Source organism: Rothia sp. HMSC062H08 (assembly GCF_001810775.1).
In the GTDB taxonomy this organism is placed as follows: Bacteria; Actinomycetota; Actinomycetes; order Actinomycetales; family Micrococcaceae; genus Rothia.
In genome coordinates this window covers 152,776-178,996 of record NZ_KV802651.1, presented here as the reverse complement: position 1 = coordinate 178,996, position 26,221 = coordinate 152,776, and the positions used below count along the sequence as shown (strand labels likewise).

Sequence of the window (26,221 nt, the reverse complement as noted above, 5' to 3'; positions counted from 1 at the left end):
GGATATGTGTATTAGCGGTCGGCGCGCTCACGCGGGAGAGTACCTACCGGATCCCAACCTCGACGTGCACCAACACGCTGGCCGCCACGAGAGCGGTACACGGTGTAGGGGCGGAAGAGGTAGTGCAGGGGCACAGTCAGTGCGTGCACCAGGCGGGTAAAGGGCCAAATTATGAACAGAACCATAGCCACCACGATGTGAATCTTGAAAGCCACGGGAATATTCACCATCAAAGCTACCTCAGGGTGGAAGTAGAACAGCGAACGGAACCACACAGAAATGGTCTCACGGTAGTTGAAGTGAACCTCGTGACCATTCACCGGAGGCAAACCGCCCGAGGGGTTCACTGCCGAAATCAGAGTAGCCGCAGTACCGGCGAGAATCACCAGAACCAAAACGACATACATGAAAACGTCATTACGAGTGGTAGCCGAACGCACACGAGAGTTCGAAACACGGCGACCAATCAGAACGAACATACCAACAATGGTTGCGACCGCAGCAACAGAACCGCCGACCAGCGCCACAATGTGGTAAGTGTCATCCGAAACGACCAGGTCGGTGAATGCCTTAGGCACCACCAGACCACCAACGTGGCCAAGGAAAACGGCCGCAAGACCGTAATGGAACAGGGGCGAAGCGATGCGCAACAGCTTCGATTCATAGACCTGGGACGAGCGGGTAGTCCATCCGAACTGGTCAGTACGGTAACGCCAAATGGTGCCACCAATCAGAATGACCAGTGCAACATAGGGCAGAACGCCCCACAGCAGGATGTCAACAATACCCGGATCGGCTACAGCCTGTGCAGCATGTCCTGCGTTCTCAGAAGCAAGTACGTACACGTGTTGTCTCCTCACAAGGGATAAAACTAGTTAGAACGAGCCGAAGCCTGCTGGAGCAGCTGATGATCAGCGTAGCCATTCAGGCCAACAGTCTCGACGGGAGGGCCGTAGCCAGCCATCTTCTGGACCTCCTCCTGAGTCTGCGGAGAGACGCCAGGAAGGGTATCGCAGATGCTCTGCAACAACCCGTAGTGGGGCAGATTTCCGTCCTTCATGGACAGACGAAGAAGCTCAAGGGACGGACGGTACGCCTGCAAAGCGGAACGGCCCTTACGGCGATCCACCAACGCACAGAACTCCAGCACCAGCGGCAGGTAGTCCGGAAGCTCACCATTCAAAACGGTCAACATACCGGAGTCGCGGTACATCTGCTTAAAACGCAGAAGAGTCTCACCACGGCGGCGGGTATCGCCATCGGTCCAGTAGGACAGATGCAGAGAATGACGACGCGAAAGGTCGTACTCCTGCACGTACTCGGACTGCACATCCTCCAGGTCCTTAGAAGTCAGCCACTGCTGAACCGCATCAACGGCAGCAATGAAAGCCTCATCCTGGGTGGAAGCGGTAATCTCCACCAGTTCAGGCAGAACCTTCAGAGTCTCCTCATCGGGGTAGCCCAGGAGCATACCGCTCACCTGGTAAATCACCGAGTCCTTATCCTCGCCGGGACCGTAATCGATATCAAACGGGTTCTCCGGCTGAGCCGGCTCCGAGACAGTAGCCTCGGAACCGGCCTTGCCCATGAGCTTGGAAAAGAATCCAGCCACTTATTACTTCTTTCCGGTGGTATTCGGGAAGAGGCCGTCAGGACGGGAAGAACCATCCCAGCTGAACAAGCTGACCTTGTTGTTAGCCTCGTAGACACCGGTGGACACGGGGGTCGGGCGACCCTCCATGTCGTTGAACGCATCGCCGTACATGCCGGGTCCGCCATCCACGCTCAGGGAGCAGCCCATTTCCTCAAGGTTGTGGGCGTCTTCCATGTGAGCCTTCGGAATGACGTAACGCTCGTTGTACTTAGCGATAGCCATCAGGCGGTACATCTCGTACACCTGCTGACCAGTCATGCCAACTGCCTGAGCAATCTCCTCGTTGCCTTCGCCACCGAGGTTGATGTCACGCATGTACGAACGCATCGCAGCCAGGCGGCGCAGAACGTTAGTAACAACCTCAGTGTCACCAGCGGTGAACAGCTCAGCCAGGTACTCAACCGGAATACGGAGAGACTCAATAGCGCCGAACAGGTTGTTGCTGTTCTCTGCATCGTGGCCCTGCTCCTTGAGCAGGTCAACAATCGGAGACAGCGGCGGCACGTACCAAACCATCGGCATGGTGCGGTACTCGGGGTGCAGGGGCAGGGCCACCTTCCACTCCTTCGCCAGCTTGTACACGGGCGACTTCTGAGCTGCAGTAATCCACGCATCGGGGATGTCGTTCTTACGAGCCTGCTCAATCACAGCCGGATCCGAAGGATCAAGCATCAGCGACAGCTGAGCCTCGTAGAGGTCCTTCTCATCCTCAACCGAAGCAGCCTCAGTCACGCGGTCTGCATCGTAGAGGAAGATACCGATGTAGCGCATACGACCAACACAGGTCTCAGCACACACGGTCGGAATACCAGCCTCAATACGGGGGTAGCAGAAGGTACACTTCTCAGCCTTACCCGTCTTGTGGTTGAAGTACACCTTCTTGTAGGGGCAGCCGGTGATGCACTGACGCCAACCGCGGCAACGGTCCTGGTCAACCAGAACGATACCGTCCTCAGCGCGCTTGTAGATAGCGCCGGAGGGGCAAGAAGCCATGCAGGAGGGGTTCAAGCAGTGCTCACAAATACGAGGCAGGTAGAACATGAAGGTCTGCTCGAACTCGAACTTAATCTTGTCCTCAGCCTTCTTGCGAACCTTCTCAACCAGCGGGTCCAGGTGACCGTACTCGGTCGCACCAGCCAGGTTGTCGTCCCAGTTCATACCCCACTCGACCTTGGTGTCCTCACCGGTGATGAGGGAGACCGGCTTAGCAGCCGGGAAGTCATCACCCAGAGGAGCACTGGTCAGGTTCTGGTAATCGTAGGTCCAGGGCTCGTAGTAGTCGTTCAGCTCGGGCTGAATCGGGGAAGCAAAGATCGTGAAGAGCTTCTGGAAGCGGTTACCGCTCTTGAGCTCCAGACGACCGCGCTTGTTCAGCACCCAGCCGCCCTTCCACTTCTCCTGATCCTCGTAACGGCGGGGGTAACCCTGGCCGGGACGAGTCTCAACGTTGTTGAACCAGACGTACTCGGTACCGGCTCGGTTCGTCCATGCCTGCTTACAGGTCACGGAGCAGGTGTGGCAGCCGATGCACTTATCGAGCGCCATCACCATAGCAACTTGTGCCATAACGCGCATTAGAAAGTTACCTCCTGGGACTTACGGCGACGGATGTACGAGACGATGTCTCGCTGGTTACCGGTCGGTCCAAGATAGTTGAAGGCGAACGCCTGGTGAGCGTAGCCACCAATCATGTGGGTGGGCTTCAGAAGAATACGGGTCACCGAGTTGTGAATACCACCGCGCTTACCGGTGACTTCAGACTTCGGGCTAACCATACGCTCCTGAGCGTGGTAGACGTAGCAAACGCCCTCGGGCATACGGTGCGAAACAACCGCACGGCCGACGAAGACACCATTGGTGTTCACACACTCAATCCACTCGCCATCCTTGACGCCAATCTTCTCAGCGTCCTGCGGGCTCATCCATGCAGTCGGACCGCCACGGAACATGCTCAGCATGTAGTGGTTATCGAAGTACTGCGAGTGAATTGCCCACTTGTTGTGCGGGGTCAGGTAGCGAACAGCAACCGAAACACCATCGGTAGTACCGAGCTCAGGCTCGTTGTACAGGCCGGTCATATCCAGCGGCGGACGGTAAATCGGCAGAGCCTCGCCCATTTCGTGCATCCAGTCGTGGTCGAGGAAGAAGTGCATACGGCCGGTCAGGGTGTGGAACGGCTTCTTCTTCTCGATGTTGACGGTGAACGGAGCGTAACGGCGACCACCGGTCTCCGAACCGGACCACTCGGGGGAGGTCATCACGGGCTGCGGTGCGGCCTGGGTCATAGGGAAGGTGATACGACGTTCCTCGTTACCTTCTGCCAGGTCCATCAGGTGCAGACCGGTCTGCTTCTCAAGCTCCTTGAAGCCCTTGACAGCGACCTCACCGTTGGAGGTACCGGAAATCATGAGGATTGCTTCAGAAATCTTCACGTCGGTATCCAGTGCCGGACGGCCTGCGCCCTTACCGGAGTCCATCACGCCGAATTCCTTAGCCATCTTCGCGACTTCGTCCTTCAGGTCGTAAGTGATGAACTTGGTGGTTGCACCGAGCTTATCGAACAGCGGGCCAACGGTGGTGTACATGTCGTACAGTGCGCCGTAGTCGCGCTCGACGGTGACGAAGTTCGGCATGTTCTTGCCGGGTACGCCCACCATACCGGGGGTGTTCTTCCAGTCGGGTGCGTGACCGCCGGGCTGAGCAATCTGGCCGGGGGTGTCGTGCAACAGCGGGACCGAAACGATGTCCTTACGGACGCCGAGGTGCTTCTTAGCCAGGCGGCTGAACTCAAACGCCAGTGCCTTGAAGGTCTCGTGGTCGGTCTTTGCCTCCCACGGCGGGTCAATTGCCGGGGAGAACGCGTGCAGGAACGGGTGCATATCGGTCGAGGAGATATCGTGCTTCTCGTACCAGGTAGCAGTCGGCAGAACGATGTCAGACAGCAGGGTCGTGGAGGTCATACGGAAGTCCGAGGTGACCAGCAGATCCAGCTTGCCCTGAGGCGCGTCCTCAACCCACTTCACTTCGTTCGGCAGCTTCTCCGAGTCGGAGCCCTGGACGTTGTCCATGCTACCGACCAGGTGCTTCAGGAAGTAGCTCTCACCCTTAGCGGAGGAACCGAACAGGTTCGAACGCCACAGGGTCAGGGTACGAGGCCAGTTGACGGGGTTGTCAACGTCCTCAACGGAGAACTCCAGGTCACCGGAGTTCAGGCGCTGTGCAATGTAGTCCGCGTTCGAGGAAGCCTCGCCGCGTGCCACTGCCTGCTCTGCCTTGTCTGCCAGATCCAGCGAGTTCTCGGGGAACTGCGGGTAGAACGGCATCCAGCCCATACGGGTAGAACGTGCCACAACGTCAGCAGTGTGAACGTCGCGCAGCTCGCCCTTAGCCAGCGGGGACTGCAGGTAGTCGGTGGAGTATGCGTCCTGACGGAACTGGTCAGTGTGCATGTACCAGAAGCCGGTACCGATCATGTGACGCGGCGGGCGGCTCCAGTCCAGAGCGTTCGCAATGTTGGTCAGACCGGTCAGAGGACGTGCCTTCTCCTGGCCCACGTAGTGAGCCCAACCGCCACCGTTGCGACCCTGGCAACCGGTCAGGTTCAGCAGAGCGAGGATAGCGCGGTAGGTGGTGTCAGCGTGGTACCACTGGCAGATACCTGCACCGAAGATGACCATGGAGCGGCCGCCGGAATCCAGGGCGCTCTTGGCGAACTCGCGGGCAACGCGAATAACAGCCTCGGCGGGGACAGAAGTAATCTGCTCCTGCCATGCCGGGGTGTTCTGAACGTTCCAGTCCTCGTAGTCCTTAGCCCAGGTACCGGGCAGACCCTCACGGCCCACACCGTACTGTGCCAGCATGATATCGAAGACGGTAGTAACTTCGTGACCATCAACGTAGGTTACGGGCACGCCGCGGGTAATGACGTCGCCGTGACCCTTCGGGTTATCGAAGGTCGGCATCTTAATCTCAACCGCTGCGGACTGGCCCTGAGGCAGGTCGCGAATCGACAGAATCGGCTTACGACCCTGCAAATCCAGGTTCCACTTGCCCTGGTCTTCCTGAGCGTAACGGTGACCCATGGTGCCGTTGGGCACGAAGACCTCGCCAGTCTCGCGGTCCATCAGGACGGGCTTGAAGTCAGCGTTCGGCTGCTCAGCCTCGCCAGCGAGCTTAGCTGCAGTCAGGAACTTGGAGGGAACCTTAATGCCGTCTTCACGGGTTTCCAGGGTGACCAGGAAGGGAAGGTCGGTGTAGGTCAGGGAGAAGTCCTCGAAGAACTCGACACGCTGGTCGACGTAGTTCTCCTTAAGGATGACGTGGCCCATCGCCATTGCCAGTGCCGCGTCGGTACCTGCCTGGGCGGGCAGCCACTCGTCAGCGAACTTGGTGTTGTCGGCGTAGTCGGGGCTCACGGTGACAACCTTGGTACCGCGGTAGCGGACCTCGGAGACCCAGTGAGCATCCGGGGTACGGGTCAGCGGAACGTTTGCACCCCACATGATGAGGTATGCAGCGTCCCACCAGTCGCCGGACTCGGGAACGTCGGTCTGGTCGCCGAAGACCTGCGGGGAAGCCACGGGGAGGTCAGCGTACCAGTCGTAGAAGCTGGTCATGACGCCACCGGCCAGCTGGATGTAGCGAACACCCGCGCTGAAGGACGCCATGGACATTGCCGGAATCGGGGTGAAGCCGGTGTTACGGTCGGGGCCGTAGTACTTGATGGTGTGCACGTGAGCAGCAGCCATCAGCTCGAGAGCCTCAGCCCAGGTCGAGCGCACCAGACCACCCTTACCGCGTGCGTTCACGTAGCGTGCACGCTTGGCGGGGTCGGACACGATGGAGTGGAAGGCGTCCACGGGATCGTTGTGGATTGCCTTCGCTTCGCGGTACATCTCCAGCAGGAGACCGCGAACGTAGGGGTACTTAACGCGAGTGGGAGAGTAGGTGTACCACGAGAATGCTGCACCGCGGGGGCAACCGCGGGGCTCGTACTCGGGGCGGTCGGGACCAACCGAGGGGTAATCGGTTTCCTGTGCTTCCCAGGTGATAATGCCGTCCTTGACGTACACCTTCCAGGAGCAGGAGCCGGTGCAGTTCACGCCGTGGGTAGAGCGAACTTCCTTATCGTGGCTCCAACGGTCGCGGTAGAAGGCGTCACCTTCGCGGCCGCCTTCACGGAAGACGGCGCGGCCGTCTTCAGTCTCATCCCAGCGGGAGAAGAACTTACCGAACTTGATCAGCTGATCGGTAAGGGGGCCGTCCGGGCCCTTAATCTGTGATGCTTGTTCCATACTGCCCAATATATCGGAAATTTGGCATGGAAAATACGAGATAAAAACCTTGCCTAATTCATACGAAATAAGGGTGCTTTAGACCGTAAGCCAGGCGGAAATTCCACCCTCAAGCATGTACACAGAACGCTCCTCCAGGGGCGCTATTTCACGAGCCGCCTCAACCGTTCGGGTGTATCCGGTGCAGTAAATAACGATTTTCTGGGCATTTGCGGGGATTTTACGCTCAATCAGGGCTTTGAGAGAGTCATTTCGAGCCGCTTCAAGCAATTCAGTGAGGGGCAGGTTAATGGCACCGTCAATCGCAAAGGCATTGAACTCCACCTGCTCACGGACATCCAAAAGGGCAATATTTTCACCCGATGACATCTTTTTAAGGTCCTGAGCGCTCATCGAGCGGGGTTTCGAGTCAGCAGAAGAGCTTGTAAAATCCTGAGAAATATTACGAATTGTTACATGATTTTTGGGCTTATGACTCGTTTCTTGGGGCAAAACAGCGCTTTTCTTAGGTACAGCTTGCACGCTAGCTACAAGAGGTATATATTCCCACCTCCCGCTTAACGCCGAATATAGGCCAACCTCACCCATGAGCGGCTCCCCCACCCCGGTCAGCAGCTTCACTGCCTCCATAGCCATCGCAGCACCCACCACGCCAGCCATAGCACCCACCACGCCAGCAGTACTACACGACGGCACGCTACCGGCAGCAGGAGCATGAGGGTACAAATCCTCATACACCGGACCGTGTCCCGCCCAAAACACACTCAACTGCGCATCAAAGCCAAGAATCGCAGCCCACACATGCGCAATCCCAGCACGCGCCGCCGCCGCCGACACCATATAACGCGACTCAAAATTATCGCTACCATCCAGCACCAAATCAGCGCCAGACAGCAAATCATCAACATTCGCCTCCGTTAAACGCTCACGCACCGGCACAACCTCAATAAAAGGATTCAGCGAGCGCAAAGACTCAGCGGCAGAGTCAGCCTTAGAATTACCCACCCTGGCGTGCGTATGAATCACCTGGCGGTGCAGATTCGAAGCATCCACGACGTCATCATCAACCACCACAATCTGACCGACCCCGGCACCCGCCAGGTACAGCAGCGCGGGAGCACCCAAACCGCCAGCGCCAAGCACCACCACTCGCGCACGCTTGAGTGCCAGCTGAGCTTCGTACCCCATTTCGGGCAGAATCAGCTGACGAGAGTAGAACGCACGCTCAGCGGCAGAGAGCTCGCTCGTGCTACGAGAGGTGTGAGAAGACATAGGGGTTCCTCGCATCAAATAGTAGAGGTGGCTTGAACTTTAGGGATCCAAGCTTCAAGGAGAATAAGCCTGCCCGAGAGAAATCCCCCTGACAGGCTTATATTCAGAATATTCAGAAGGCTAAGCGGGCGAAGTATCCACGCCAACCCACTCGATGCTTCCATCGAGCAGTTCCTGTTCCTTCCAAATCGGCACGCGAGCCTTCACCCGGTCAGCCACCAGCTCGCAGGCATCAAACGCGCGGCCACGGTGAGCAGCCGCCGCCATCACGGTCAGAGCCGACTCGCCAATAGCAATCGGACCCACGCGGTGCACAGCCCACAGACGCACGCCATCCAGCTCGGCGGCAACCTCAGCGGCAACCTCGGCAATATACTCACGAGCCTGCGGATGCGCGCTGTAAGACAGCCCGCGCACCGCGCTACCATGATCATGGTTGCGCACAATGCCGTCAAAAATTACCAGGGCACCCATGGCATCAGTCATAACCTCAGCCTTAGCCGCCGCGTACAGCGGTTCCAGGGGAGCCTCCGTAATATCAGTGAACACCACGGTCGAGCCGCTCGGCTCAGCACCGTGCGCGCCCGAGTGGTCCAGGGATTCTTCCTTCTGCGGCTTAGTGGTCATGGTAGTCCTCCATCTGACGGCAAATGTGCTCAACAAGCGGGTCGAGGGTCGCCACGCCGTCCTTCACGCCACCGCGCGAACCGGGCAGGGTCATCACGAAGGTACGGTCAATGACGCCCGCCACGCCGCGTGAAAGCACCGCCGCAGGAACGTTCTTCAGACCGTTCTTCCAGAAGGCATGCATGATGCCGGGAACTTCCTTATCCAGGTGGGGGCGTACAGCCTCCACGGTCTGGTCGTCAGAGTTCAGACCGGTACCACCGCTGGTCAGGATGAAGGTCGGCAGGGTGCCGTTCTTCTTTCCCTCGGTGACCAGGGTGTTGAAGTACTCGACGATATCGCGGTCTTCAATGACCACAGCGTCCGGGGTGTCGAAGCCGCGCGAGCGCAACCATTCCACGGCGATGGGGCCGGACTTATCCTCGTACACGCCGCGGGCTGCGCGGGTGGAGGCGACAATGACCAGACCGGTCAGGTTCTCCGGCATGGTGTAGTCTTCGCTACTCATTGGCTTTCCTTTTCTGTATCTATCAGGTGACAGTGGGGTCGGTGGGGTCGGTGTGCCGCCGGAGCTTAGGAGCCCTCGCGGACGGACCAGTCGCCGGACTTGCCGCCGCTCTTCTCCAGAACACGGATATCGGTGATGACGGCGTGCTTATCGACTGCCTTAATCATGTCGAAAACGGTCAGCGCTGCCGAGGAGACGGCGGTGAGCGCCTCCATCTCTACGCCGGTGACGCCGCGGGTCTTCACGGACGCCTCAATACGCACGAAGTCGGTGCCCCGCTCAAAGTCCACCGTGATCTTGCCCAGGGGCAGCGGGTGGCAGAGGGGAATGATTTCCGGGGTGCGCTTAGCACCCATAATGCCGGCAACACGTGCAACCGGAAGCGCGTCGCCCTTGGGCAGGTCTGCATCAAAAATCATGGCGATGACGTCTTCGCGGGTGCGCACGGTTGCCTCCGCCAGGGCGGTGCGGGTGGTGACCGACTTCTCCGTAACGTCCACCATGTGTGCTGAGCCGTCGGCGCGCACGTGGGTCAGTTCCTGGTTGGGCTGCGAGGTAGAGGTCATCGTTTCTCCTGGCTTCAGCGCGGTATTCTTCTGCCGCGAATCGTTACTTAGTATGAGTCTCAATTATTCCTTGTCGTTCACGCAAGGAACAACGCGGGTGTGTTTCGCTTAGTTATCGGTGAGGCGAATGCGGTGGTAGGGCACTGCCTCTCCCCCGGTGTAGGTGGTTCCGGGCGCCAGCTCGATGAGCACGTCCGCCTGGGCGGCTCGGTGTAGCAGGTGCGAGCCTGAGAGGACGTCCGGGTAGAGCTCCACCCGGTAGGTTCCGGGTTCCACCTCGACCATGGCGAGGGTGCCGCGCAGGAACTGGCGTTTGGCCGCCGGTGCGGTGAGCGGGGTTTCGGTGACGAGCACGCCTCGCGGTGCGTTATTCAAGGTCGCTTGTTCGGAGGCGACCGCGTAGGGCACACCGTAGGGACCGCCAGCACGCAGGTAGGGGCGCAGAATCAGCGCGTACGAGATGAGCGTGCTCACTGGGTTTCCGGGGAAGGAGATCATGGGCACGCGGTGGCCCTTGAAGTCGAGCAGGTTCACGCCCTGGGGGCCGCCGGGCTGCTGGCTGACGTGGCCAAACCAGGAGACGGGCACCAGAATATCGGCTTCGTGTGCCTTGGCGATGGCGTTACGGACCACCTCGTATTTGCCGTGGCTAATACCACCCGAGGTGATGATGATGTCCGGTTTGAAGCTCTCGTACTCTGCTACGAGGCGGTGCACCAGCTCTACCGGGTCGTCACCGATAGCGATGCGGCGCACCTCCGCTCCGTCTTCGCGGAGCATGGCGGTGAGCATGGGTCCGTTGGCGTCAAAAATCTGGCCCTGGCCAAGTTCCTGAGTGGTGGCGCTTCCATCTTCTTCAACGCCGGAGAGGATCTCGTCGCCGCCGGTGCACACGAGCACGCGAGGACCAGCCGCAACGGTCAGGCGTGCGTAGCCCTGGGATGCGAGCGCACCAAGCATGGCGGGGGTGATGCGTTCACCGGCGCGTGCGAGGACCTGGCCGGTGACGACGTCTTCGCCGCGGCGGCGCACGAATTGTCCGGGCTTGCCGGGGGCGAGTTTGACCTTTTCGCTGGGGCGGCCGAAGGACTCGGGTAGGTCGGGATATTCGATGCGTTCAGACTGTTCGACGGGGATGACGGCGTCGTAGCCCTTAGGCATGGGCGCGCCGGTCATGATGGGGTAGGTCAGGTCGTCAGAGGAGCGGGAACGTTGGAGGGGGCGGCCAGCGGGGATTTCGCGTCCGACGGTGAAGATGCGGTCTTCGCGTTCTGCGGCTTCGGCGGTGAGGGCGTAGCCGTCCATTTGGGAGTTGTCGAAGCTGGGTACGTCCATGCGTGCGGTGACGTCTTGGGCGAGGATGCGTCCTGCCGCGTGGTAGAGGGGAACCGTTTCTGCGGTGCCGATGAAGACTTCGCGCAGCAGTAGCGCCAGGTAGGCGCGGTATTCCTCGGTGCTGGGGGTTCCGTTGAATTCGGGGGCAATCATGGCGGTTCCAATCGTGCGGCGGCGGTTATGACTAGTGTAGATGTGTGTTTGTGGGCTGGTAAATGCAGTTTTGCCTAAGGACCGGTGTGTGCCGGCCGGTATGTGGGGCAAGTGACGAAGCGGCTTATCGGGTGCTTTCGCGTAGTTTTTTGAGGGCGCGAATCAGGCCGAGGATCCCAAATATTCCTAGGTAGAGGCTGATGAGTATCAGGGCGCTTCCGAGGGCGCTGGGGATGTCGCTGCTGTTGATGGCTAGGTCGATGGCGAGGGGTATGGTTTGGGTTTTTCCTTGGACGTTGCCGGCGAAGGTGACGGTTGCGCCGTATTCGCCGAGGGCGCGGGCGAAGGAGAGCAGGAAGGCAGTGGCGAGGCCGGGCGCGGCGAGGGGCAGGAGCACTTTGAAGGTGATTTCTGCGGGTTTAGCGCCTTCGACGAGGGCGATTTCTTCGTATTCGCGGGGAATAGCCTGCAGGGTGGTGACCGCGGTGGCAACGAAGAAGGGTAGGGCGACGAAGACCTGGGCGATAATCACCGCGTTGGGGGTGAAGGGGATAGAGATTCCTGCCTGGTAGAGGTAGGTGCCGATCATGCCTTTGCGTCCCCAGAAGAAGAGCAGACCGAGTCCGGAGACGACCGGGGAGAGAATCACCGGGGTGTAGATGATGGCGTAGAGGACCGATCCGAATCGGTGTAGCCGCGAGCGGTTGAGCACTTTAGAGAGCACGAGCGCCAGGGGTGCGCCAAGAAGCCCGCAGATGAGGGTGGAGGCGGCGGCGGTGCTGAGTGAGAGGTTCGCCGCTCCGAGCACCTGCGGGGTGAAGATGCTGCCGAGCTGTCCCCAGGGGATGTTGAGGAAGAGCCCAAGGAGCGGTCCGGCAATGAGGAAAATGCCCAGCGACGCCGGAACCAGGAAGAGCACAGGCACGGAGGCGAAGAGTCTGCTTCCGGGTGTGCGTGAGGTTCCGGCGTTGCGATGGGTAGCGGTAGTGTCTGTCATGGGTGGTGAGACGCGGGTTGTTCCCTACTGTGGCGGTGTTGAATTACTGTGCGGTGTTGAAGCCGTACTCGGTGAGGATTTTCTTCGCCTCGTCGGAGTTCTTCAGCCATTCGTTGAACTTCTTCGCGGTTTCGGAGGAGGAGCCGGTCTTGCTGAGCGCTGCGGGGTATTCGTTGCGTTCCACATCGGTCAGCTCGACGGATCCGAGGTTGACACCCTTCTTCTTAGCGGCGGCGAGGTCGGTGGTGTAGATGAAGCCCGCATCGGCGTTACCGGTGGTGACCTTGGTGGCTACGTCGGTGACCTTGCTTTCGGTGGTTGCGTTCTTGAGGGTGATGTCGTGCTTCTTCAGTTCCTGGTGGGCGATGGTGCCGCAGGGAACGTCTTCTTTGCAGACTGCGACGACGCCGTCGGTGGTCTTGAGGTCGTCGAGGCTGTTGATCTTGCCGGGGTTGCCTTCGGCGGTGACGAGCACGAGCTTGTTGGTGACCAGAACGTTGGTTTTGGAGTCGGAGAACTGGTCGAGCTTCTTTGCTTTGTCCATGTTCTTGGTGTCTGCGGTGATGAGCAGGTCGGGGGTTGCGCCCTGTTCGATCTGGTTGACGAGCTTTGCGGAGCCTTCGTAGACGAAGGTGACGTCTACGCCGGGGTTGGCGGCTTCGTATGCCTTTTCGAGGTCTGCACCTGCGTTGTTCAGGGAGGCGGCGGCGAAGACTTCGACCTTGCCGGAGGCAGCCTGGCTACTCGATGCGGAGGCAGTGGACGAAGAGGAGCTCTGGGTGGCGCCGCATCCGGTGAGGGCGAGGGTTGCGGCGGCGAGCGCGCTGAGGGCCGCGAGGGGGGTCTTCATGAGGTATTTCCTTGGTTAGTTCGTACTGCTATTGAAGGTGAGGTGCGTCCATGTGCGGGCTCTGTATGACGTTCCGTGTACGTCCCTAGCTTGTACACGCGGCGTTACTTCGTCGTGGTTGTCTGCCGTGGCGCAGTTGTAACTTACCCTGCACACACTATGTACGGGGCGCCGGAACATGGAATAATCATATTGTCACCTGAAATATGCAAATTTTCCACATAGGTTTTACATGGCGTACACGGCAAATTCGGCCTCTTCTGAGCTCATTGCGGGCCCAACGTTAAGCACCTTATCTTCTGCGGAGGGTAACGGGGCTGCTTTTATTACGCCCGAAAAATCTGAGAGTGGCGTAAAGGTCGAGCGTAAGCTCCCGAATATTACGAACAGCGGTCCGCTCTTGGACCGTTGGGGTCGCGTGGCGACTGATCTTCGTATCTCTCTGACCGATAAATGTAATCTTCGTTGCATTTATTGCATGCCGGCGGATGGTTTGCAGTGGCTTCCCAAGGAGAATCTGCTCTCCGCCGAGGAGATTGCGCGCCTTGCCGATATTGCGATTACTGAGCTGGGCGTTGAGGAGATCCGCTTTACCGGTGGCGAGCCGCTGGTGCGCGCCGATTTGGTGGACATTATTTCCCGTATCCATCAGGCGCATCCGGATGTTCCGCTTGCTATTACAACGAACGGTATTGGTTTGGAGAAGCGTGCCGCCGCCCTGGCGGAGGCTGGTCTGACCCGCATCAATGTTTCTCTGGATACGATTTGCCGTGAAACCTTTGCCGAGTTGACCCGCCGCGATAAGCTCGATGCCGTGCTCAAGGGTATTGACGGTGCTGCCGAGGCTGGTCTGTGGCCCATCAAGATTAATGCTGTGCTGATGCCGGGTCTGAATGATGATCAGGCTCCGGAGCTTCTGCGCTGGGCGTTGGCGGGTGGCTATCAGCTGCGTTTTATTGAGCAGATGCCGCTGGATGCAGATAACCGTTGGACCCGTGAGGGCACGATTACCGCCGCTGAGATTCGTGAGAAGCTGTCGGCTGAGTACGTCCTGGGTTCGGTGGCTGAGGCGCGTGGTGACTCCCCCGCTCAGCTGTGGGAGGTGTACCCGCTCGGTACTGCCCTGGATGATGCGGGCTTCCCCGTCGACGGTACCGAGTCTCTGGGTCGTGTGGGCATCATCGCCTCGGTGACGGAGTCGTTCTGCAATGCGTGCACCCGCACCCGCCTGACGGCGGACGGCAAGATTCGCTCGTGTTTGTTCTCTGACACTGAGACTGACCTGATGCAGCTTCTACGTTCCGGTGCTGACGATCAGCAGCTGGCTCTGCGTTGGCGTGAAGGCATGTGGTTCAAGCCGCGCGCTCACGGCAAGGAAGACGCTGACTTCGATATTGAGGAGTTCGCCAAGGCGAGCCGCTCGATGAGCGCTATTGGCGGCTAAGGAAACTACCCTATTTATTAGCCGGATATACACCCAAATATGCGTGGGACAAGGTCTTTTACTGCCACCTTACCCCCTGGCTTTCGGCTACCCTACTCAGAGTTTATTCAAGGATTGAGGAGCATTATGCAGGTTCATTTTTTCGCTGCCGCGCGTTCTGCGGCGGGTACCGCGCAGCTGTCGGTGCCCCTGGCTGAGCTGCCGTCTGCAACTCTTGGCGCGCTGATTGAGCATCTGGGCCAGAGCTTGGAGGGCACAACCCCTTCGGGTCTGACTCTTGCGCAGGTCATGGAGCAGTGCTCGTTCCTGGTCAATGGTGCCCGTTCTGATGCGCAGGCTCCGCTGCAGGATGCCGATCGTGTGGACTTTCTGCCTCCCTTTGCGGGTGGATAATGCGGGCGGATAAGATGCCCGGTTCCCGGCTCCCCGCCGAGGGCGATTTTTCGTGCGCCGCGGTCGTAGTTGCCGGAGGCGCTTCTCGCCGCCTGAACCACGTGCCGAAGGCGTCTCTGTCTGATGGCACGAATACCCTGCTGGGTTGTGCCCTGGAGGCGGTGGCCACCGCATCCCCGCGCGTGGTGGTGGGTCCGGAGAGCCTACCCTTGCCGTCGGGGGTGTTGCGCACTCGTGAGGATCCGCCGTTTTCGGGTCCTGCTGCGGCGATTCATGCCGGGTTGGAGTGTATTGCGGCCGATTGCGAGCGCTCTCAGGTGCCTCTGCCCGAATGGTGCCTGATTTTGGGTGTGGATACTCCGCGTGTTGCCCCGGCGGTTCAGCAGCTGATTGCTGCGGCGCGAAATGCTGAGCGCGCGGCGGGCTTCTCCCCCACCGATTCTGAATCATCTGCAGGTTTCTGGGGTGTCGCTGAGGGCATCTATCAGCCCCTGGTGGGTATTTACCATTTTGAGGCGATCCGTTCGGTCTTTTCGACCGGCACGACTGACGCTTCTGTTCGTTCTTTTTTGCGCCGTTTGAACCCCGCGGCGGTGGAGATGTCTGCCGCTGATACCGCCGATGTTGATACGTGGGAGCAGGCGCAGGCTCTTGGCTATACGACTTCGCTCTGGTCGAGTTATTAGCATCTGAGGCGCGCGGGAGCGCTAGTTGCCAAGCTACGAGTACCCTAGTGGTAGGTCTCAGTTCTTAACGCCCGACCCGGCGATGTTTTTGAGCTCGCGCGCTGTTGCGCGTCCCGCACACACTTTTACGAGGTACGATGTCTCACCATATTCCTTCTGTTTCGTGGCAGCAGGCCCGTCAGATTCTGCATGAGGAGGGCCAGCAGGTTGCGCCCCATGTTAAGACGGAATCTTTGCCGCTGTTGGCGACGATTGGCCATTATTTGGCGGCCGATATTTATTCGGTGATGCCGGTGCCCCACTACAGCTCTTCCGCGATGGACGGTTACGCTGTGGCGGGTGTGCCTCCGTGGCGTCTGGTGACTCCTGCGTACCCGGAGGATTCTCGCGCGAATATTCACCGTCTAACGGTGCCGATTGCTCCGGGTGAGGCGACCCCAATTCTGACGGGTGGCTTGATCCCGGAGGGCGCGGAGGCGATTGTGCGTGAGGAGCATTCGCGTCTGTATGAAGGTGCGGAGGGTTCTTCGCATCCGGGCGTGAGCGCTCATTTGGAGACTCAGGCGAGCATTCATTACTTGGATATGGCGGAAGGTTTTGAGCCTCCGGCACCGGGTGCTGATATTCGCCATGCTGGTGCTGAGCTGGAGCGTGGCGAGCTGTTGGCGCGCCACGGTGACCGTGTGTCTGCTCGTATGGCTGCGTTTTTGGGCACGAATGGTTTTGATGAGTTGCCGGTGTATGCTCCGATTCCGGTGCGTTGCGCGTTTACGGGTAATGAGGTCATTACGTTTGGTGTGCCTGCGCCGGGTCAGGTGCGTGATGCGTTTGGCGGCTTTATGGAGCATGCGATTATTTCTGCGGGCTGCGAGGCGCGCCCTTCAATTCGTCTGGCGGATGTTGAGTCCGAGTTCCGCACATTCTTGTCTACGTCGACGGCTCGTGTGCTGGTGTTTACGGGCGGGTCAAGCACCTCGGGTGTTGATTTGGTGCGTAAAGTGCTCAACGATATGGGCGCAACCTATCTGTTTGAGTCGGTGGATGTGCGTCCGGGTCATCCTGCGTTGGCTGCGCGTTTGCCGGTTCCGGAGACGGGCCCGAATTCGGGTCGTGAGCGTTTTGTGTTGGGTCTTCCGGGTAATCCTTTGGCTGCGTACACGGCTTTGTATTCGTATTTGCCGCCGCTTTTGGCTGGTATGAGGGATATGCCTCTTCCTGAGCTGGATTCGGCAGTTCTGGGTGATCCGGTGGATACTTTGCGTAAGCCGGCAGGGGCTCGTCTGCTTCCGGTGTCGGTGCGTGATGGTGTGGCGTATCCTCTGCCGAAGTCGGCGTCGCATATGCTGTCCTCGTTGGCGGCGGCTACTCACTGCGCGGTGTTGGATGATTCTTCGGTGCGGGGTTCTGCGCATGAGGTGGGGGCTCGCGTTCCGATTATTCCGGTGCTGTAGACCGGTACGATAAATCGGTGCGTTTGACAGCACAGGGGAAAAGCGTTTTTTCTGGTTTTTGAGGCCACGTTAGCCCCCGTGAAGAAGGTATAGTAGAGAGATATGTCAATCGTTTAGCATAACGAAGGGAGCCCCCATGGCAAAGCCCAAACTCAGCGACGTTGCAGCCCTAGCGGGCGTCTCCCCGACCACAGTCTCCCGCGTACTCAATAACCGCGGCTACCTGAGCGAAAATACCCGCACCAAGGTCCACGACGCGATGCGGGAACTCGGCTATCGACCCAATGCCATCGCCCGCAGCCTGCAGGGTCAGCGCTCGCAGATGGTGGGCCTCATCTTCCCCACGGTTGCGAACCCCTTCTACGGGGAGATGGTGTACCGCCTCGAAAGCTACCTTGCCGAAGAGGGCTACCGGGTCATTCTCTGCAATAGCGACGATCATCCCGAGCAAGAGAAGCGCTACCTGGAGATGCTCTTCTCCAATCAGGTGGACGGCATCATCAGTGGCGCCCACTCAGACGCGCTGGTTAACATTCCGCATGCACAGGCTCCCCTGGTGACCGTAGACCGTCTCGAAAGCGGTTTCTACCCGAATATTCGCTCCGATAACTACGGAGGCGCTCGCGCCGCCACGGAGCACCTCATCGCCACGGGTGCGCAGAATATTGTGCACGTGACATCAACCCTGGGTGAGCACAATGAGCGTCAGCGCGGATACCGTGAGGCAATGCTCGAAGCCGGACTCATGCCGGAGTTCCTGGAGCTGGGCTTCCGTCCTTCACTGGGTATTAAACGTGAGGTGCTCTACCGCTACCTTGATGAACGCGCCGATAGTCCGGAGCCGGTGGACGCGGTCTTTGCCTCCAACGATAATTACGCCGCGTTGGCGCTGGGCTGGGCGCGCGCACGCGCTATTCGTGTTCCGGAGGATTTCCAGGTGATTGGTTACGATGGCACGCAGAGCGTTCAGCTGCTCATGCCGGAGTTGGCGACCGTGGTTCAGCCGATTGAGGGCATGGCAGAGCGTACCGCGCAGCGTCTGCTGGAGCTCATTGAGCTACAGCAGCAGGATTCCCCCGCCGATCAGGTTCCTCCGATTACGCAGGCAGCTGATGTACTCCCCGTTGAGCTTCATTTGGGGACTACGGTGCGCACTATTCCAGCGTTGGACCAAATTCAGCCTGATACCTCTGCCCCGGACGAGCTGCAATAAGATTATTCAAGAATTATAGAAACATAAAAACCGCCCCACCGTGCGAGTGCTCACGGTGGGGCGGCTTTTGTATATACATTTATCGGTTTGTATTAGCGCCCGGAAGTTTTAGGAGTTGCGCTGCACAATTTCGGTGGGGCCGGTACCGGGGTAAACCATGCCAACGGCGTGCGCCTTGGAGAAGATACCGTGGAGCGGGCCGAGGGAGAAGAATCCGCGGCGCTCGTAGAGGCGAGCGCTGTCGTAGGTCGAGGCTTCAAGGTAGGCGGGGTAGTCGCCGATGCGTTCGGTGCCGTAGTCAAGTAGCTTCGAGCCGATGCCGCGACCGCGGTACTCTTCGAGAACACCGATATTGAAGAGGTACCAGTGCTTGTAGGCGGGGCGGTACTTGAGCAGATGCAGCTCCATCGTGATGGCTCGCATCAGGGTTTTACAGCCGAGAGCCTTGTAGTAGGCGCCTATCTGCTTGAGTTCGTTGAGGAAGGATCCTTCCTGGGATTCGGGGGTGCTCCAGAGGCAAACACCCACAATCTTTCCAGTGGATTCGTCGATGGCGATGTCGATACGTCCGCGATCCTGGAAGTTGCCGTAGACCTGCAGGGTCATAATGGCGCGGAGTTTGGCGAGCTCCTGTCGGCGGCTACCGCCCGCGATGATTGCCATCATGGCAGGGTCACCGTCGAATGCGGCAATCAGCACTTCGAGCGCGTCAGCATATTCATGAGGCTCGGCGGTGCGGACAGTATAGGAAGCTAAGGTCATATTCACCCTTTACAAAAGCTTGAAAGTATACATAAATATTAGCTGGATTATTCACTCCTGGCCAATAAATCATGCCTTATCAATACATTTTTCACAGTTATGCACTAAATGTGCATCGACTAATATTGCACCATTATGCATAATTTTTGCGCATATTTATTCATAACCATTTTTCACACTTTTGCAGGAAAAAATGTACACCCCGCACCAACTCTAGGAAGAGGGGTACGGGGTGTACATCACGTTGAGGTTATCTACTCATTAAGAGTGCAGACTATGCGTTAGCCTTTGCCTTCAGTGCAACCTTCAGCAGCGAATCTGCGCTGGTCACCGATGCGCCCGAAGCCTGAACATCTTCAACCGAAGCAGCCGCCTTCTTGGCGTTGGTAATCACCATGGGGGTTGCCAGCGGGTAGCCAGCAGCCTTGATGGCGGGGATATCGAACTCAGCGATGACGTCGCCGCGCTTGACGGTGTCACCCTTAGCAACCTTGGGCTCGAAGTGCTTGCCGTCGAGTTCAACGGTGTCCATGCCGATGTGCATCAGCAGATCCAGGCCGTCCTCGGTGCGCAGACCGTATGCGTGGCCGGTAGGGAATGCAACGGTGATCTTGCCGTCAGCCGGTGCGTAGAGCTTACCTTCGGTGGGCTCCACTGCGGTGCCTGCACCCAGTGCGCCGGAGGAGAAGGTGGGATCCTTGACGTCAGCCAGCAGAACCACGGAACCGACCATGTGGGAACCGATTTCGACGCTCTCGCCAGCCTCAGATGCTACAGCGGCGGCGGGAGCTGCGGCAGCAGCTACGGTGGCAACGGGAGCGGCAGCAGCGGGTGCAGCGGGTGCCTCAGTGTTGCCAGCCTCAACCTTCTTACCCCAGATAAAGGAGGCAACGAAAGCGATAACGGTGGTCAGGATGAGGCAGCCGAAGAAGCCAGCCCAGCCCGCGCCGGTAGTGGGGCTAATGGAGGGGAAGCCGATGTAACCAGCGGCGCCCAGAGCAATTGCCTTCACATTCAGGATGGAAGCGACCATTGCACCGATACCTGCGGAAACAATAGCAATGTAGAAGGGCCAGCGCAGAGCCAGGTTCACACCGAACATTGCGGGCTCAGTAATACCCAGGAATGCCGAGGGTGCAGATGCCGAAGCAATACCCTTAATCTTCTTGTTCTTGGTGGTCAGCGCAACACCGGCTGCAGCAGCACCCTGCGCCACGTTAGACATCGACGCGACAACAAAGATGAAGGAACCACCGGTAGCCCACAGGCTCATCTCGATGGGCGGGAATGCCTGGTGCATACCGGTCATCACGATGAATGCGTAGAAGGTACCGAAGACCAGACCGCCGAGCGGGCCGGCAACGGTGTAGAGCCAGTTCACGCCCTCGCCCAACCAGGTACCCAGCTGGAACATCGGGGGACCGACCAGAATAAAGGTCAGGAAGCCGGTGATGAGGATGGTCAGAGTGGGGGTGAAGATGAAGTCGATGGTGCCCTTGAGGACCTTGTGGAAGAACTTCTCGATATTCGCCAGGATGAAGGCGACCAGCATAATGGGCAGCACGGTACCCTGGTAACCCGCTTGCTGAACCTGCAGACCGAAGAGGTTCCAGTACTTCATCGGGTCGGTGCCTTCAGCACCCGCCAGGGATGCTGCGACACTGTAGCCGTTCATTAGGGCCGGGGAAACCATCGCGGCACCCATGGTCATGCCCAGGTAAGGATTACCGCCGAAGACCTTGGTTGCGGAGAAGCCAACCAGCACGGGCAGGAAGGCGAAGGGAGCTGCGGAGAGCAGGTTGATGATGTCTGCAAAGTCAGCCCACTCGGGGTGCATTGCGATGAAGCTCTCGGGACCAAAGATACCCTTGGAGGTCAGCACGCTGTTGATTGCCATCAGCATACCGCCACCGACCAGAACCGGAATCAGCGGGACGAAGATATCAGCAATGGTCTTAATGAAGCGGGAAACGATGTTGCCCTGCTTGGAGGCGATTTCCTTGAGATCATCCTTAGATGCTTCGGGTGCGCCAGCGGCGATAAGGTGCTTGTGTACCTCGTTAACGTCGCCGGGGCCGACGATAATCTGGAACTGGCCAGCATTGAGGAAGCTGCCCTTAAGATCCTCGTCGTTGTCGATTGCTGCCTGGTCGACCTTGTCCTGGTTCTTCAGGACGAGGCGAAGGCGGGTTGCGCAGTGTGCGGCTGCAACGATGTTGCCGGCGCCACCGACGTCCTTCAGCACGCGCTGTGCCACTGACTTGTGGTCCACGCTCGCTCTCCTTTGTTTGGAGCACCACCGTATGATGCTTTGTAAATGGGGTGGGGTGACATGTCTGTGTGTGCATGTCATGTATATGTCATACGTTTGACATATCAGATGTAAAACATGGTATCACGGGAAAGTTCTTAAAAGCGAGGGCCCACTCTCCACACGGAGAGTGAGCTCTCAAACATATTCAGAAATTACCGGAAACTACCCGCATAGGCGGCTCCCAACGCCTAGAAAATGGCTTAGAGGCGGCCATACTCCAGGGACAGCACCTCGCCACCGGTCAGGCGGACGCGGCGCTTATCGCCCTTGAAGAAGGTGCGAGCGGTCATAACCTCAGCGCCCATGGAGGCAACCAGCTTGCCACCCACGTACAGTTCGGTAGCCGAACCGTCCACAAGCAGGTCAAACTCGCGAATCTTCGAACGCTTCAGGGTTCGACGGCGCAGGCTGCCACCCTCGGTGTAGCGGGTACCGCCACGGTCCATCTGCACAAAGTCCTTATCCAGAACGATGCTCAGTGCCACGCCGTGAGTGTCCTTGATCTTCAGCTTCACGCACTCGTCAGAGACGTTCACGCGGCCGCGCAGACGGAAGGTCAGGGCATTCTTCAGCTCGACGAGCTTACCCTTCTCCTCCTCGCGGTACAGCGGGGTCATCTTCATCGCGTCGTTCAGCTGCGGAACCGGGCGCTGGAAAATCTTGCCGTTACGCAGGTGCAGCTCACGCGGGTAGGTGAACATGTGCACCCAGCGGTGACTCCACGAGGGCAGGTCGTCCTGGGCTGCGTTACCCAGCCACGCAATCATCACCGGGGCATCGCCGCTCACGGTGTGCGGTGCCTTCGGGTCGGCGGTCAGACCGGTACCGGAGATAGTCTGCGGTGCGTAGAACTCGAAACCGGCATCCAGCTCGGTGAAAGGGGCCTCCACGGTGAACTTGAGGGTCTCGTTATCCAGCGAACCGACAATGTAGCCGCTCTGGAAAATGTTGTTATACTTCTCGCCGAAGGGCTGCATGCCCTGCGGGCTGAAAATCAGCACGTCACGGATCTCGCCGGTCAGCTCATCGCGCATGCTCAGCAGCGAAGGACACTCGTACATGTAGGTGCCCTTGAGGGTCTTATCCTTGATACCCAGCTCACCGCGGAAGGTCCACTCGCGGCGATCAGCGGAGGTGTACACGACCACAGCGCCGGTCAGATCCTCACGCTGAGCGCCAATAACCATCCACCATTCGCCGTTACGTTCAAAGACGTGCGGGTCACGGTAGTGCGCGGTGTAGCCCTTTGCGGGGCCGGAAATCAGCGGGGGCAACTGACGGGTCGGCTTCGCGTCCTCACCAGCGGTTGCGAGAATCTGGTAGGTTTCGCGGTTGCCCTTTTCGTCCTTCACGTTACCGGTGTAGAAGAACTCAAAACCGCCGGGAACCTTAATACCGGAGCCGGAGTAGCAGCCGTGCGAGTCGTAGCGGCTATCGGGAACCAGCGCGGTACCCTCATCGGTCCAGTGGGTCAGGTCCTCGCTCACCGCATGACGCCAGTAGACCATACGCTCCGGGTGCAGGGGCGAGTACTGGTAGAAGGCGTGATAACGCTTACCATCGAAGACCAGACCGTTCGGGTCGTTCAGACGACCCACGGGAGGCGCCAGGTGTAGAGCCGGGTAATCGCGGTCTTCACGAACACCGGCACCGAAAGCGTCCAGGACCTGCTGTGCTTCAGCCGCCAAGTCGCGGGCGGGTCGCTCGGTTGCGCTCTTCTTCTTTTTCTTCTGCTCGCTCATGTCTATCCGCTTTCGTGCAAAGGAATGTCTGGGTTGTCTCATCCCATCATACGGCACCGCTCCCCCGTTACCGGGCTCTAGGAGAGAGGCACCACAGTGCTCTCAGCCTCTCTCATCCGGGGCACAGGATGGTCACAGCGGCTTATACCGCCACCTGCCGAATATGTAGCGTATACCCCGTTTGCTACAGGAGAAAAGAGCGGCTACGGCAAAGCCCCGCACCTCCCCCAGTCTTCATGCCGGGGTAGGTGCGGGGCCGTTAAATGCCGCGAGGCGGCACATCCAATGGATGCACCGCCCGCGTAAGAATCGAGAAGAAGTCGATTACTTGAGGGTGATGGTTGCGCCAGCAGCCTCGAGCTGCTCCTTAGCCTTCTCAGCGTCTTCCTTGGAAACGCCCTCGAGCAGAGCCTTGGGAGCGCTGTCAACCAGGTCCTTTGCTTCCTTCAGGCCGAGGGAGGTCAGGGCACGAACTTCCTTGATCACTGCGATCTTCTTGTCGCCAGCGGACTCCAGGATAACGTCGAACTCGGACTTCTCTTCAGCAGCCTCGCCTGCTGCGCCGCCTGCTACAACTGCAACGGGAGCAGCTGCGGTGACGTCGAACTCTTCCTCGAATGCCTTGACGAACTCGGAAACCTCAACGAGGGACAGTTCCTTGAATGCTGCAATGAGTTCTTCGATGGACAGCTTAGCCATTGTTTGGCTCCTTCACTATCTGGTGCGGGCTGACGCCCGCGGTGTAAATCTTCAGTACCTACCCGAGAGGGTCGGTCAAATTTAGGGTGCGTTACACGCTATTCGCGTTCACGCTGCTGAGTATCTCAGCGCTGGTGCAGTAGCACGAAAGGGGCTTATGCCTCTTCCGAAGCCTCCTCGGCAGCAGCGGGAGCTGCGCCTTCCTGCTCCTCCAGCTTGACGCGCAGTGCGTCCACAACCTGTGCGATGCGTGCGATGGTAGCCTTTGCACCACCTGCAACCTTGGACAGCAGAACCTCGCGGGATTCCAGGTCAGCGTAGCGCTTGACGTCGTCCTCGGTCAGAGCGGCACCTTCGTAGTAACCGTTCTTCACGATCAGCTGGGGGTTAGCCTTGGCAAAGTCACGCAGGCCCTTAGCAGCATCGATCAGGTCGCCCTTGATGAATGCCAGTGCGGAGGGACCCTGGAGGTGGCCTTCGAATGCGTCGATGCCAGCTTCCTTAGCTGCGATAGCAGCCAGCGTGTTCTTCACCACGGCGTATTCGGTCTCTGCACCGAGTGCGCGGCGCAGCTCCTTGAGCTGTGCAACAGTGAGACCGCGGTATTCGGTCAGGATGACTGCGTTCGAAGCTTCGAAGAGTTCCTTCAGCTCGGATACTGCAGCGATCTTTTCCTGAGTCGCCATGGTAGTTCCTTCTTCCGATTCTTGTAAGGTCGCCGGTAGAGCCTCGAAGCATTTATTGCAAGCAATAAAAAATGCCCCGACGCGTAGGCGTACGAGGCACGATAGACGGCACCCTAAATCAGGGCAACGACTATTCACTTCGAATTACCTACGCGGGCGGCGATTTCTAGTGAAATCTGCTCTTATCAGAACTCTGTTCTTCGTCTCCACCGAGGTGGCGATAAAGGACATAGTTCTAGACCGGCGGTCTTTGGTTCATTCATCATCTCAGGTTAAAGCCCGAGTCGCAAGTTAAAAACGTGATTAAGCGGGATTAATCACTTAAAGACCCCTTTTAAGCCAATTAACCGCTCTTTCTCCAACCTAAAAGGTCCGGTTGAAAAGCCCAGAAACCGTGTTCTAGAGGTAAAAACGCTTTCCGCCCGAGAACAAGAAGCAACGCTCCGCCGCCACACCCAGGTGCACCCGCTCCCCCACACTCAGGAAAGTACTGTTCGGGGAGGTGCCGTTCAAGGTGGCGCCCTGCGCATCCGAGATAAAGAACTCAAGCTCCTGACCAGCACGCACTTGGGCACACATTCGGGTACTCAGCTCAGAATCCGCCGAAGCCCGCCGAGATTCCAGAGGCAGAGACACCGCATCCAACAGACGCGCGCGGTACAGCATGCCACCCACCAGATGGCGGCTACCGAGCACCTGCACCGGCAGAGCATGAGCAGCATCTGCCGCCACGGGGCACAAAGCGGTCGCACGAATCGCCAGCTCGCACCCAGCAGGAAGAGCCTCAGAATCCTCAAGAGCCAATAGGTTCAGCGCGGGCGCCGCCATAAGCTTCGCCACCTGCAGAGTATGCGGATGCGCCAGCAGACGCTCCGGAGTATCCACCTGCACCAGATAACCGGCATCCATCACCGCCACCCGCTGACCCAGCATGAGCGCCTCATTCTGATCATGGGTCACGTACAGGCCCGTAAAACCGTAGCGCTCGTGCAGACGCACAATGTCCGCACGGATACTCGCGCTCATCTGCTCATCCACACTCGCCAGCGGCTCATCAAAAAGAACCACCGGGGCACGACGAATCAAAGCACGCGCAATACCCACACGCTGAGCCTGACCACCCGACAGCTGCGAAGGCTTACGGGACTCCAAACCCTCAAGCTTCAACGCCTCCAGCAGCTCGCGGTAGTAGTCCATATCAACCCCACCCGAGAACGCGCCCAGCCGGATTGGGAAGAGAATATTGTCCTTCACGCTCAGGTGCGGGTACAGAATAGGGCGCTGAAAAACCACACCCACCGAACCGCGCTCTAGAGGCTGACCGGCATAGGTCACCCGACCCGCGCTCGGTTCCTCCAAACCGGCAATAATGCGCAGCAGAGTGGACTTGCCCGTACCCGAAGAACCAACCAGAGAAATCAGCTCGCCGGGGTGAACATCCAGGTCAATCTCGTTTAGAACCGTCGTATCAGTGCCAAAGGTCTTAGCGACACCTCGAATACGCAGGCCTTCAAAAGGCTCCGCCGCGGCAGAAGAGTAGGATGCAGAAGTCATTCCCCCATTATCGCCGAAACT

The 26,221-nt window shown here is 58.7% G+C and carries 22 protein-coding genes; 5 read left to right on the top strand and 17 right to left on the bottom strand.

Annotated elements, in window-relative coordinates:
* Window positions 1-11: 11 nt before the first annotated feature.
* The 11 genes from narI to modA form a co-directional block, all read right to left on the bottom strand.
* Complete coding sequence (gene narI, locus HMPREF2765_RS01100; protein ID WP_049347293.1) at window positions 12-845, bottom strand: respiratory nitrate reductase subunit gamma; 834 nt, start codon at window positions 843-845, stop codon at window positions 12-14.
* A gap of 26 nt (window positions 846-871) precedes the next feature.
* The gene (narJ, locus tag HMPREF2765_RS01095; RefSeq protein ID WP_005504922.1) at window positions 872-1,612 is read right to left on the bottom strand and encodes a nitrate reductase molybdenum cofactor assembly chaperone; all 741 of its coding nucleotides are present in this window, start codon (window positions 1,610-1,612) and stop codon (window positions 872-874) included.
* A 3-nt stretch (window positions 1,613-1,615) separates the two neighbouring features.
* Window positions 1,616-3,229 (bottom strand): nitrate reductase subunit beta, encoded by a 1,614-nt coding sequence (narH, locus tag HMPREF2765_RS01090; protein WP_005504921.1) that lies wholly within the window; start codon window positions 3,227-3,229, stop codon window positions 1,616-1,618.
* Window positions 3,229-6,948, bottom strand: a complete 3,720-nt coding sequence (locus HMPREF2765_RS01085) for a nitrate reductase subunit alpha (RefSeq protein ID WP_049341117.1) — start codon at window positions 6,946-6,948, stop codon at window positions 3,229-3,231. Before HMPREF2765_RS01085 ends, narH begins: the two co-directional genes overlap by 1 nt.
* A gap of 78 nt (window positions 6,949-7,026) precedes the next feature.
* Window positions 7,027-8,220 (bottom strand): ThiF family adenylyltransferase, encoded by a 1,194-nt coding sequence (locus HMPREF2765_RS01080; RefSeq protein WP_049356338.1) that lies wholly within the window; start codon window positions 8,218-8,220, stop codon window positions 7,027-7,029.
* A gap of 120 nt (window positions 8,221-8,340) precedes the next feature.
* On the bottom strand, window positions 8,341-8,847 hold the full coding sequence (locus tag HMPREF2765_RS01075; protein ID WP_044150198.1) for a molybdenum cofactor biosynthesis protein MoaE: 507 nt from the start codon (window positions 8,845-8,847) through the stop codon (window positions 8,341-8,343).
* Window positions 8,837-9,355 (bottom strand): MogA/MoaB family molybdenum cofactor biosynthesis protein, encoded by a 519-nt coding sequence (locus tag HMPREF2765_RS01070; protein WP_049347297.1) that lies wholly within the window; start codon window positions 9,353-9,355, stop codon window positions 8,837-8,839. The genes HMPREF2765_RS01075 and HMPREF2765_RS01070 overlap by 11 nt, the downstream gene beginning before the upstream one ends.
* A gap of 65 nt (window positions 9,356-9,420) precedes the next feature.
* Window positions 9,421-9,921, bottom strand: coding sequence for a cyclic pyranopterin monophosphate synthase MoaC (moaC, locus tag HMPREF2765_RS01065; RefSeq protein ID WP_049347299.1), 501 nt, complete (start codon window positions 9,919-9,921; stop codon window positions 9,421-9,423).
* A 108-nt stretch (window positions 9,922-10,029) separates the two neighbouring features.
* Window positions 10,030-11,409, bottom strand: a complete 1,380-nt coding sequence (locus HMPREF2765_RS01060; protein ID WP_044150194.1) for a molybdopterin molybdotransferase MoeA — start codon at window positions 11,407-11,409, stop codon at window positions 10,030-10,032.
* Window positions 11,410-11,533: 124 nt separating this feature from the next.
* On the bottom strand, window positions 11,534-12,334 hold the full coding sequence (locus HMPREF2765_RS01055) for an ABC transporter permease (protein WP_239663376.1): 801 nt from the start codon (window positions 12,332-12,334) through the stop codon (window positions 11,534-11,536).
* A gap of 115 nt (window positions 12,335-12,449) precedes the next feature.
* On the bottom strand, window positions 12,450-13,256 hold the full coding sequence (gene modA / locus HMPREF2765_RS01050) for a molybdate ABC transporter substrate-binding protein (protein WP_049347303.1): 807 nt from the start codon (window positions 13,254-13,256) through the stop codon (window positions 12,450-12,452).
* A 232-nt stretch (window positions 13,257-13,488) separates the two neighbouring features.
* Between modA and moaA the strand changes: the two genes are divergently transcribed.
* The 5 genes from moaA to HMPREF2765_RS01025 all read left to right on the top strand — a co-directional run bounded on the left by moaA (window position 13,489) and on the right by HMPREF2765_RS01025 (window position 18,443).
* The gene (gene moaA / locus HMPREF2765_RS01045; RefSeq protein ID WP_070604072.1) at window positions 13,489-14,700 is read left to right on the top strand and encodes a GTP 3',8-cyclase MoaA; all 1,212 of its coding nucleotides are present in this window, start codon (window positions 13,489-13,491) and stop codon (window positions 14,698-14,700) included.
* A gap of 126 nt (window positions 14,701-14,826) precedes the next feature.
* Window positions 14,827-15,093 (top strand): MoaD/ThiS family protein, encoded by a 267-nt coding sequence (locus HMPREF2765_RS01040; protein WP_049347307.1) that lies wholly within the window; start codon window positions 14,827-14,829, stop codon window positions 15,091-15,093.
* Between the two features lie 14 nt (window positions 15,094-15,107).
* Entirely contained in the window at window positions 15,108-15,779 is a 672-nt protein-coding gene (locus HMPREF2765_RS01035) for a molybdenum cofactor guanylyltransferase (protein ID WP_371440729.1), read from the top strand.
* 137 nt (window positions 15,780-15,916) lie between these two features.
* A complete protein-coding gene (locus tag HMPREF2765_RS01030; RefSeq protein WP_070604070.1) occupies window positions 15,917-17,230 on the top strand; it encodes a molybdopterin molybdotransferase MoeA in 1,314 nt (437 codons plus the stop codon).
* Between the two features lie 136 nt (window positions 17,231-17,366).
* On the top strand, window positions 17,367-18,443 hold the full coding sequence (locus tag HMPREF2765_RS01025; RefSeq protein ID WP_070604069.1) for a LacI family DNA-binding transcriptional regulator: 1,077 nt from the start codon (window positions 17,367-17,369) through the stop codon (window positions 18,441-18,443).
* 108 nt (window positions 18,444-18,551) lie between these two features.
* Here HMPREF2765_RS01025 and HMPREF2765_RS01020 read toward each other — a convergent pair whose 3' ends face one another.
* The 6 genes from HMPREF2765_RS01020 to HMPREF2765_RS00995 form a co-directional block, all read right to left on the bottom strand.
* Window positions 18,552-19,205, bottom strand: coding sequence for a GNAT family N-acetyltransferase (locus HMPREF2765_RS01020; RefSeq protein WP_070604068.1), 654 nt, complete (start codon window positions 19,203-19,205; stop codon window positions 18,552-18,554).
* A gap of 274 nt (window positions 19,206-19,479) precedes the next feature.
* The gene (locus HMPREF2765_RS01015; RefSeq protein ID WP_070604067.1) at window positions 19,480-21,477 is read right to left on the bottom strand and encodes a PTS sucrose transporter subunit IIABC; all 1,998 of its coding nucleotides are present in this window, start codon (window positions 21,475-21,477) and stop codon (window positions 19,480-19,482) included.
* A gap of 242 nt (window positions 21,478-21,719) precedes the next feature.
* Window positions 21,720-23,261, bottom strand: a complete 1,542-nt coding sequence (locus tag HMPREF2765_RS01010) for a glycoside hydrolase family 32 protein (RefSeq protein ID WP_070604066.1) — start codon at window positions 23,259-23,261, stop codon at window positions 21,720-21,722.
* A gap of 324 nt (window positions 23,262-23,585) precedes the next feature.
* Window positions 23,586-23,960, bottom strand: coding sequence for a 50S ribosomal protein L7/L12 (gene rplL / locus HMPREF2765_RS01005; protein WP_005504884.1), 375 nt, complete (start codon window positions 23,958-23,960; stop codon window positions 23,586-23,588).
* Window positions 23,961-24,115: 155 nt separating this feature from the next.
* Window positions 24,116-24,646 (bottom strand): 50S ribosomal protein L10, encoded by a 531-nt coding sequence (gene rplJ, locus HMPREF2765_RS01000; protein WP_005504882.1) that lies wholly within the window; start codon window positions 24,644-24,646, stop codon window positions 24,116-24,118.
* 399 nt (window positions 24,647-25,045) lie between these two features.
* A complete protein-coding gene (locus HMPREF2765_RS00995) occupies window positions 25,046-26,200 on the bottom strand; it encodes an ABC transporter ATP-binding protein (RefSeq protein ID WP_070604065.1) in 1,155 nt (384 codons plus the stop codon).
* Window positions 26,201-26,221 lie beyond the last annotated feature (21 nt).

Excerpts from the sequence above, each read along its gene's own strand:
- HMPREF2765_RS01085 (WP_049341117.1), bottom strand. The coding sequence starts at position 6,948 with ATGGAACAAGCATCACAGATTAAGGGCCCGGACGGCCCCCTTACCGAT.
- HMPREF2765_RS01035 (WP_371440729.1), top strand. The coding sequence starts at position 15,108 with ATGCCCGGTTCCCGGCTCCCCGCCGAGGGCGATTTTTCGTGCGCCGCG.
- HMPREF2765_RS01060 (WP_044150194.1), bottom strand. The coding sequence starts at position 11,409 with ATGATTGCCCCCGAATTCAACGGAACCCCCAGCACCGAGGAATACCGC.
- HMPREF2765_RS01025 (WP_070604069.1), top strand. The coding sequence starts at position 17,367 with ATGGCAAAGCCCAAACTCAGCGACGTTGCAGCCCTAGCGGGCGTCTCC.
- HMPREF2765_RS01040 (WP_049347307.1), top strand. The coding sequence starts at position 14,827 with ATGCAGGTTCATTTTTTCGCTGCCGCGCGTTCTGCGGCGGGTACCGCG.
- moaA (WP_070604072.1), top strand. The coding sequence starts at position 13,489 with ATGGCGTACACGGCAAATTCGGCCTCTTCTGAGCTCATTGCGGGCCCA.
- rplL (WP_005504884.1), bottom strand. The coding sequence starts at position 23,960 with ATGGCTAAGCTGTCCATCGAAGAACTCATTGCAGCATTCAAGGAACTG.
- HMPREF2765_RS01080 (WP_049356338.1), bottom strand. The coding sequence starts at position 8,220 with ATGTCTTCTCACACCTCTCGTAGCACGAGCGAGCTCTCTGCCGCTGAG.
- HMPREF2765_RS00995 (WP_070604065.1), bottom strand. The coding sequence starts at position 26,200 with ATGACTTCTGCATCCTACTCTTCTGCCGCGGCGGAGCCTTTTGAAGGC.
- HMPREF2765_RS01075 (WP_044150198.1), bottom strand. The coding sequence starts at position 8,847 with ATGACCACTAAGCCGCAGAAGGAAGAATCCCTGGACCACTCGGGCGCG.
- rplJ (WP_005504882.1), bottom strand. The coding sequence starts at position 24,646 with ATGGCGACTCAGGAAAAGATCGCTGCAGTATCCGAGCTGAAGGAACTC.
- modA (WP_049347303.1), bottom strand. The coding sequence starts at position 13,256 with ATGAAGACCCCCCTCGCGGCCCTCAGCGCGCTCGCCGCCGCAACCCTC.
- HMPREF2765_RS01020 (WP_070604068.1), bottom strand. The coding sequence starts at position 19,205 with ATGACCTTAGCTTCCTATACTGTCCGCACCGCCGAGCCTCATGAATAT.
- moaC (WP_049347299.1), bottom strand. The coding sequence starts at position 9,921 with ATGACCTCTACCTCGCAGCCCAACCAGGAACTGACCCACGTGCGCGCC.
- HMPREF2765_RS01070 (WP_049347297.1), bottom strand. The coding sequence starts at position 9,355 with ATGAGTAGCGAAGACTACACCATGCCGGAGAACCTGACCGGTCTGGTC.
- HMPREF2765_RS01010 (WP_070604066.1), bottom strand. The coding sequence starts at position 23,261 with ATGAGCGAGCAGAAGAAAAAGAAGAAGAGCGCAACCGAGCGACCCGCC.
- HMPREF2765_RS01030 (WP_070604070.1), top strand. The coding sequence starts at position 15,917 with ATGTCTCACCATATTCCTTCTGTTTCGTGGCAGCAGGCCCGTCAGATT.
- narH (WP_005504921.1), bottom strand. The coding sequence starts at position 3,229 with ATGCGCGTTATGGCACAAGTTGCTATGGTGATGGCGCTCGATAAGTGC.